Origin of the sequence: Paraburkholderia polaris (assembly GCF_012927345.1) — a bacterium.
GTDB lineage: Bacteria > Pseudomonadota > Gammaproteobacteria > Burkholderiales > Burkholderiaceae > Paraburkholderia > Paraburkholderia polaris.
This window is the reverse complement of sequence record NZ_JABBGJ010000021.1, coordinates 150,332-157,953: the sequence shown is the minus strand read 5'-3', so window position 1 is coordinate 157,953 and position 7,622 is coordinate 150,332. Positions and strand designations below refer to the sequence as shown.

The following is a 7,622-nucleotide window of genomic DNA, read 5'->3' as shown; positions in this document are numbered from 1 at the left end:
ATCGAACCGAGCGAGGCCATCAGCTTGTCGGCGATGTCGCGCGCGCCTGGCAGGTTGTGGTCGTCTTTCTCAGGCAATACGGTGCCGAGCACCGACACGCCGGTGCGCATCACGTCCATCGGGTGAGCGGCGGCCGGAATCCATTCCAGCGCGGCTTTGACGTTCGCGGGCAGGCCGCGCAGCGCCTTGAGTTTGGTCTTGTAGGCGGTCAGCTCGGCTTGCGTCGGCAGCTTTTCGTGGACCAGCAGATACGCGATTTCTTCGAATTCACACGCACCGGCGATGTCGAGAATGTCGTAGCCGCGGTAGTGCAGATCGTTGCCGGTCTTGCCGACCGTGCACAGCGCGGTGTTACCAGCCGTCACGCCGGACAGCGCGACGGATTTCTTCGGTTTGAAGCCGCTATTAGGTTCGTTCCCGCCTTGTGCACCGGCGGTTTGCGTCGTCTCGCTCATCTCCCGCAATCTCCTTTGTGCCTGCTTATTGCTTCTGGTTGAACCGTGGCTTGAAACGCACATTCTGCGCCCGCCTGACGCTGCCGCAGGTGCCGCCCGACGTCATTGCGCGGTGGCGCGTCTGAGGGCCGTCCAGCGCGACAACGCCGGCTGCTGCATTGACCATCGTGTTCATGATGCCGCTTGCCCGTTAGCATCCACTTTCGTGAAGAGCGGCGCGGCGTCTTGCGGGACGGCGCGGCCAGTGGATTGCGCGCGACGCAGCACCGACCAGTAATAGCGATAGCTCGCCCGGTCGTGCAGCGTGTCGTGATGGCGCGTCGGTCCCCATTGCGCGGACTGGGCGGCCAGTAGAATTTCGGTAGCGGTGACGATTTCTTCGTCGCGCGGTGCGAACGCGGCCACGATCGCTTCGATCTGCGCCGGATGGATGCTCCACATGCGCGTGTAGCCGAACTCGTTGCGGGCGCGGGCGGCGTCGCTCGCGACCACGCTCATGTCGCGCACTTCCGTGCTGACGTTATGTGACGGCACCTTGCCATACGCATGGCAGGCCGCCGAAATCTCGAGCTTCGCGCGCCGCACCAGCGGATGATCGAACTGACCGGGCGAACGCATGGCGGTATCGGGAATCGCGCCGTCGTGCGCGGAAACGAAGTCCATCAGGCCGAAGCTCAGCGCCTCGACGCCGGGGAGCGCGGCCAGATCGAACACGCGCGTCAACGCGCCATGGGTTTCGACCAGGAGTTGCACCGGCACTGGTTGCGCAATGCCGAGTTCGCGCCGCGTCGCCTCGATGAACGCGACCATTTCGGCGGCATCGGGGACGTTGCGGATCTTCGGGAGGGTGATGTAAGCAGGCGCTCGCTTTGCGGCGCGCAGAATGAGACGGACGTCGTCACGCCAGTGCGCGTGATCGAAGTCGTGAATCCGCACGCCGACGCGACCGAAGCGGTCATGCTCGCTGCCCAGCAGCGACGCGACCAGTTCCGCGTGTTCGGCTTCGCGGCCGACCTGCGCGCCGTCTTCACAATCGAGCGTGACGTCGAACACCGGGCCGAGCTGTTGCTGCAATGCCAGCGATTTCAGCATCAGCTTCTCGCTGCCGGCGTAGTGATCGCAGGCAGGCAGCACAGCGGGCGGCACTTCGCCGTCAAACAGCACTTCGGCGGGTGTGAGGGCGCGCATCTTCGGCGTCAGGATTCTGGATGGTCGGGTGGGTAAATCGGATTCGGACGCGTTCTGCTCGGCGATCAGCACGCCGTGATGCAAAGCGCGTTCGAATCAGAGGCGAATACTGGCACGACAAATTGCTGAATGAATCGCAAAGTGGAGCGCCGTGCCTGCATTCGCACGTAAAAAACCGGAACCCGCCGCGGTGACGCTTCGGAGTTCCGGTTCGTCTGCATCGGGGCTTAGCCGAGCAGGTGTTGAACGCCTTCGCGCTCTTCGAGCAACTCGTTCAGCGTGCCGTCCATCTTTTCGCGCGAGAACGCGTCGATTTCCAGACCTTCAACGCGCTTGTACTCGCCGTTTTCGCACGTAACCGGTACACCGTAGATGATGTCTTCCGGAATGCCATACGAACCGTCCGACGGGATACCCATCGTGACCCACTTGCCGTTCGTGCCGAGCACCCAGTCACGCACGTGGTCGATTGCAGCGTTAGCTGCCGACGCTGCCGACGACAGGCCGCGCGCTTCGATGATCGCCGCGCCGCGCTTGCCGACGGTCGGGATGAACGTGTTGCGGTTCCATTCTTCGTCGTTGATCAGCTTGGTCAGGTCTTGACCTTCTGCCGTTGCAACGCGGAAGTCCGGGTACATGGTCGGCGAGTGGTTGCCCCACACAGCCAGCTTTTCGATCGAAGCGACCGGCTTGCCCGACTTGGCGGCCAGTTGCGACAGCGCGCGGTTGTGGTCCAGACGCAGCATGGCGGTGAAGTTCTTCTTCGGCAGATCCGGCGCCGACTTCATGGCGATGTAGGCATTCGTGTTGGCCGGGTTGCCGACCACCAGCACCTTCACGTCGCGGCTGGCGACTTCGTTCAGCGCCTTGCCCTGAACCGTGAAGATTTCTGCGTTTGCCGACAGCAGGTCTTTACGCTCCATGCCTTTCGAACGCGGACGTGCGCCGACCAGCAGGGCAACGTCTGCATCCTTGAATGCAACCTTCGGGTCGTCAGTGATCACGACGCCCGACAGCAGCGGGAATGCGCAATCATCCAGTTCCATCACGACGCCTTTGACGGCGCCTTGAGCTTGCGGGAGGTCGAGCAGTTGCAGGATAACCGGCTGATCCTTGCCGAGCAGATCGCCATTGGCGATGCGGAACAGCAGGGAGTAAGCGATTTGACCTGCGGCGCCGGTGACGGCAACGCGCTTTGCGGGCTTAGCCATTGAGAAATCTCCAGGACGATGCGTTAGACGCTAGGGAAAACGCCATTCTATATGCGCGTTCAGCGAAGCGTTGTGAAACACGGCGGAATTCACTGTTCGCGTACGGCCTCGGAATGTACCGGGGCTGTGCGGCGCGCTGCGGCAAGACCGCCATGCCGGAAACTTGTACTGCTGGGCGGGGAGCGGGGCATGTTGGTACCGGGTCGCCGCTGCACGGTGCGGGCTCCTGCAAACAGCGCGTTTCGGCAAGCGTCTGACCAACGAATGGCGGCGGATCGAAACCTGGACTGCGTGGGAACAGCATGGTGCAGAGTGGCTGCCGGTGCGCTACGGCGTCGCATTGCACAGTGCAAAACAACTGCCGAAAAACCCGCAAACCCTTGCTCGACAGGGAGTGTAGGAGTCGTCAGGCACAAAGTCAACATTATCTTATGTCTTATATAAGACATATCTGTTGAGGGGAAAACCCTAGACGCGGCACGGCCCTTTATGATGAAATGCGCGGATGACTTCGAACCAGGTGAACACCGCGAATCCGAACGGCCATGGGGCCGCGGGCGAGGGTGTATCCGCTGCCACGCCCGCTACGTCGCCCACTTTCAGCCCCTTGTATCAGCAGATCAAGGGCTTGATTACGCAGAGCCTCGAAAGCGGCGAGTGGAAACCTGGCGAGATCATTCCTAGTGAAGTCGAATTGGCGGCCAGATTCAAGGTCAGTCAGGGAACAGTGCGCAAAGCGATCGACGAGCTTGCTGCCGACAACCTGCTGGTGCGCCGCCAGGGCAAGGGTACTTTTGTTGCAACGCACAATGAAGACCGCGCCCAGTTTCGCTTCCTCAGATTACTGGCTGATGACGGCGCGGAACACCCGCACGTCAGCCGCCTGCTTGAATGCCGGCGCTTGCGCGCTTCGGCGGACATCGCCCGGCAACTCGATCTCAAGCCCGCCGATCCGGTGGTGCTGATCAAGCGCTTGCTGCAGTTCGACGGCGAAGTCACCGTGCTCGACGAAATCTGGTTGCCCGGCGCGGTGTTCCGCGGGCTCACGCTCGAGCGGCTGTCGGAGTATAAAGGTCCCCTCTACGCGATGTTCGAGACTGAATTCGGCACACGCATGATCCGCGCAACGGAGAAGATCCGCGCGGTTGCGGCCGAGCCTTCAGTGGCTGATCTGCTGCATGTGCCGGCGGGTTTTCCGCTGCTTTCGGTCGAGCGCGTGTCCTATACATATGGTGACCGGCCGGTTGAGGTGCGCCGTGGTTGGTATGTCACAACCGGGTATTACTATCAGAACGATCTGAGCTGAATCGGGATGAAAAGGGCGCCGTGTCCCACGCGCGCGCCTGTTTGAAGGCGCCTTTATCGCGCACGCTGTAACGGACCTGTCGTGGTTTTCGCTGCAGCGCGATATAAAAAGGCGCTAAAATTGCGGATTAGTGTGACTACATAGTAGGGGTCTAGCATGGCTGAAGCCGTAAAAAAACCGAGGCCGGAATTCCGGAACATCGGTATCGGGCAGATTTTGACGGCATACCGTCTACCGCTAGCGGGGCGAGTGTCGATCTTGCACCGCTTGAGCGGTGGTCTGCTTTTTGTTTTTCTTCCGTTCCTGCTGTACCTCTTTGATCAGAGCCTGACTTCCGAACTCAGTTTCGAAGTGTTCAAGGGCTTCCTCTCCAACATCATCGTCAAGCTCATCACGCTCGTTCTCGCGTGGGCCTTCCTGTTTCACTTCTGCGCTGGTGTCCGTCACCTGTTCATGGACACAAGCCACGGCCTCACGACCAAAGAGAAGGGCAAGCAAACCTCCATCGTGGTGCTGGTCGTTTCGTCGCTTCTGACGATTGCTTTTGCGCTCAAACTTTTCGGAGCATTCTAAAAAAATGGCAGCTAATAACCGAATCGGTCCGAAGCGTCTCGTCGTCGGCGCACATTACGGTCTGCGCGACTGGCTCGCCCAGCGCATTACCGCCTGCATCATGGCCGTCTACACGGTGATCCTGCTCGCATGGTTCTTCGGCGCGCGCGATTTCTCGTATGACGGTTGGGCCTCGATCTTTGCAACGCAATGGATGAAGCTCGCCACGTTTGTCACGCTGCTGTCGCTGTTCTATCACGCGTGGGTTGGTATCCGCGACATCTGGATGGACTATGTGAAGCCCGTTGGCACGCGCCTGTTTCTTCAAGCGCTGACGATCGTCTGGCTGCTCGCATGTGCGGGCTACGCTGCGCAGATTCTCTGGAGAGTGTAAAAGAATGGCTGCAATCAAGAATTCTCTGCCGCGTCGCAAGTTTGACGTGGTTATCGTCGGCGCAGGCGGCTCGGGGATGCGCGCTTCGCTGCAACTCGCGCGCGCCGGCCTGTCGGTTTGCGTGCTGTCCAAGGTGTTCCCGACGCGTTCGCACACGGTCGCTGCCCAGGGCGGCATCGGCGCTTCGCTCGGCAACATGAGCGAAGACAATTGGCACTATCACTTCTACGACACGATCAAGGGTTCCGACTGGCTCGGCGACCAGGACGCGATCGAGTTCATGTGCCGTGAAGCACCGAACGCCGTGTATGAGCTCGAACACTTCGGCATGCCGTTCGACCGCAACGCTGACGGCACGATTTACCAACGCCCGTTCGGCGGCCATACCGCCAACTACGGCGAAAAGCCGGTGCAACGCGCTTGCGCGGCGGCTGACCGTACCGGTCACGCGCTGCTGCACACGCTGTACCAGCAAAACGTGGCTGCCAAGACGCAATTCTTCGTCGAATGGATGGCGCTGGATCTGATCCGCGACGCCGACGGCGACGTGCTCGGCGTGACCGCGCTGGAAATGGAGACCGGCGACGTTTATATCCTCGAAGGCAAGACCACGCTGTTCGCTACGGGCGGCGCGGGCCGGATCTTCGCAGCATCCACGAACGCGTTCATCAACACCGGTGACGGCCTCGGCATGGCTGCGCGTTCGGGCATCGCATTGCAAGACATGGAATTCTGGCAATTCCACCCCACCGGCGTGGCCGGCGCGGGCGTGCTGATTACCGAAGGCGTGCGTGGTGAAGGTGGCATTCTGCGTAACTCGAACGGCGAGCGTTTTATGGAACGCTATGCACCGACGCTGAAGGACTTGGCGCCGCGCGACTTCGTTTCGCGTTCGATGGACCAGGAAATCAAGGAAGGCCGTGGCGTGGGTCCGAACAAGGATCACGTGCTGCTCGACCTGTCGCACATCGGCGCCGAGACGATCATGAAGCGTCTGCCGTCGATCCGCGAAATCGCCATGAAGTTCGCGAACGTCGATTGTATTAAAGAGCCGATTCCGGTTGTGCCGACCATCCACTATCAGATGGGTGGTATCCCGACGAACATCAACGGCCAGGTCGTTGGTACGTCGAGGGATCATAAGGAAGTCGTCAACGGTTTCTACGCAGTGGGCGAATGCTCGTGCGTATCGGTGCACGGCGCAAACCGTCTCGGCACGAACTCGCTGCTCGACCTGGTGGTATTCGGCCGCGCGGCCGGCAACCACATTGTCAAGCACGTGAAGGACATCAAGGAGCACAAGCCGCTGCCGGCCGACGCTGCTGATTTCTCGCTGGCTCGTCTGAACAAGCTGGACAAATCCACGTCGGGCGAATACTCGCAAACCGTCGCTAACGACATCCGTGCCACGATGCAGGCGCACGCCGGCGTGTTCCGCACGTCGAAGCTGCTGGCCGAAGGCGTCGAGCGGATTCGCGAAGTAGCTGACCGTGTCGACAACATCTACCTGAAAGACAAGTCGAAGGTGTTCAACACGGCACGTATTGAAGCGCTGGAAGTGGAGAACCTGATTGAAGTGGCGCGCGCCACGATGGTTTCCGCCGAAGCGCGCAAGGAAAGCCGCGGCGCACACGCGCAAGACGACTTCGAACATCGCGACGACGAAAACTGGCTGCGCCATACGCTGTGGTTCAGCGAAGGCGATCGCCTCGACTACAAGCCGGTTCAGATGCAACCGCTGACCGTCGAATCCGTGCCGCCGAAAGCGCGTACCTTCTAAGGCACAAGTCAAAGGAATTCAGAAATGGCTAAGCGTACATTTGAAATTTACCGCTACGACCCGGATAAGGACGCGGCACCGCGCATGCAAACGTACGAGATCGAAATCGACTCGCACGAACGCATGCTGCTCGACGCGCTGCTCAAGCTGAAGGCGATGGACGAAACCTTGTCGTTCCGCCGTTCGTGCCGGGAAGGCGTGTGCGGTTCGGACGCGATGAACATCAACGGCAAGAACGGTCTGGCCTGCTTGCAGAACATGAACGACCTGCCGCAGAAGATAGTGCTGCGTCCGTTGCCGGGCCTGCCCGTCGTGCGCGACCTGATCTGCGACTTCACGCAGTTCTTCAACCAGTATCACTCGATCAAGCCGTACCTGATCAACGATACGCCGCCGCCGGAAAAGGAACGTCTGCAGTCGCCGGAAGAACGCGACGAGCTCGACGGCCTGTACGAATGTATTCTGTGTGCTAGCTGCTCCACGTCGTGCCCGAGCTTCTGGTGGAATCCGGACAAGTTCGTCGGCCCGGCTGGTTTGTTGCAAGCCTATCGTTTCATCGCGGATAGCCGCGACGAAGCGACGGGTGAACGCCTCGACAACCTGGAAGATCCGTACCGTCTGTTCCGTTGCCATACGATCATGAATTGCGTCGACGTCTGCCCGAAGGGCCTGAACCCGACCAAGGCGATTGGCAAGATCAAGGAATTGATGGTTCGCCGCGCAGTTTGATATGAAC

9 protein-coding genes are annotated in these 7,622 nt (G+C 60.4%); 5 read left to right on the top strand and 4 right to left on the bottom strand.

Going from position 1 to position 7,622, the window contains the following annotated elements; translation table 11 throughout:
• The 4 genes from HHL24_RS20620 to HHL24_RS20605 all read right to left on the bottom strand — a co-directional run.
• The coding region (locus HHL24_RS20620) for a citrate/2-methylcitrate synthase (RefSeq protein ID WP_329606715.1) at window positions 1–455 on the bottom strand (455 nt) is incomplete at its 3' end.
• Window positions 456–480: 25 nt separating this feature from the next.
• On the bottom strand, window positions 481–630 hold the full coding sequence (locus HHL24_RS20615) for a hypothetical protein (RefSeq protein WP_169487261.1): 150 nt from the start codon (window positions 628–630) through the stop codon (window positions 481–483).
• The gene (locus tag HHL24_RS20610; protein WP_169487268.1) at window positions 627–1,643 is read right to left on the bottom strand and encodes an HpcH/HpaI aldolase/citrate lyase family protein; all 1,017 of its coding nucleotides are present in this window, start codon (window positions 1,641–1,643) and stop codon (window positions 627–629) included. Before HHL24_RS20610 ends, HHL24_RS20615 begins: the two co-directional genes overlap by 4 nt.
• A gap of 227 nt (window positions 1,644–1,870) precedes the next feature.
• Complete coding sequence (locus HHL24_RS20605) at window positions 1,871–2,854, bottom strand: malate dehydrogenase (RefSeq protein WP_169487260.1); 984 nt, start codon at window positions 2,852–2,854, stop codon at window positions 1,871–1,873.
• A 505-nt stretch (window positions 2,855–3,359) separates the two neighbouring features.
• Here HHL24_RS20605 and HHL24_RS20600 point away from each other — a divergent pair.
• The 5 genes from HHL24_RS20600 to HHL24_RS20580 all read left to right on the top strand — a co-directional run bounded on the left by HHL24_RS20600 (window position 3,360) and on the right by HHL24_RS20580 (window position 7,615).
• Entirely contained in the window at window positions 3,360–4,160 is an 801-nt protein-coding gene (locus HHL24_RS20600) for a GntR family transcriptional regulator (protein WP_169487259.1), read from the top strand.
• 156 nt (window positions 4,161–4,316) lie between these two features.
• Window positions 4,317–4,733 carry a succinate dehydrogenase, cytochrome b556 subunit gene (sdhC, locus tag HHL24_RS20595; protein WP_054034790.1) on the top strand — a complete coding sequence of 139 codons (417 nt, stop codon included), beginning with the start codon at window positions 4,317–4,319 and terminating at the stop codon, window positions 4,731–4,733.
• Window positions 4,734–4,737: 4 nt separating this feature from the next.
• The gene (sdhD, locus tag HHL24_RS20590) at window positions 4,738–5,106 is read left to right on the top strand and encodes a succinate dehydrogenase, hydrophobic membrane anchor protein (RefSeq protein WP_054034791.1); all 369 of its coding nucleotides are present in this window, start codon (window positions 4,738–4,740) and stop codon (window positions 5,104–5,106) included.
• Between the two features lie 4 nt (window positions 5,107–5,110).
• The gene (sdhA, locus tag HHL24_RS20585) at window positions 5,111–6,886 is read left to right on the top strand and encodes a succinate dehydrogenase flavoprotein subunit (RefSeq protein WP_169487258.1); all 1,776 of its coding nucleotides are present in this window, start codon (window positions 5,111–5,113) and stop codon (window positions 6,884–6,886) included.
• Window positions 6,887–6,910: 24 nt separating this feature from the next.
• Window positions 6,911–7,615 (top strand): succinate dehydrogenase iron-sulfur subunit, encoded by a 705-nt coding sequence (locus HHL24_RS20580; protein WP_054034792.1) that lies wholly within the window; start codon window positions 6,911–6,913, stop codon window positions 7,613–7,615.
• Window positions 7,616–7,622: the final 7 nt, after the last annotated feature.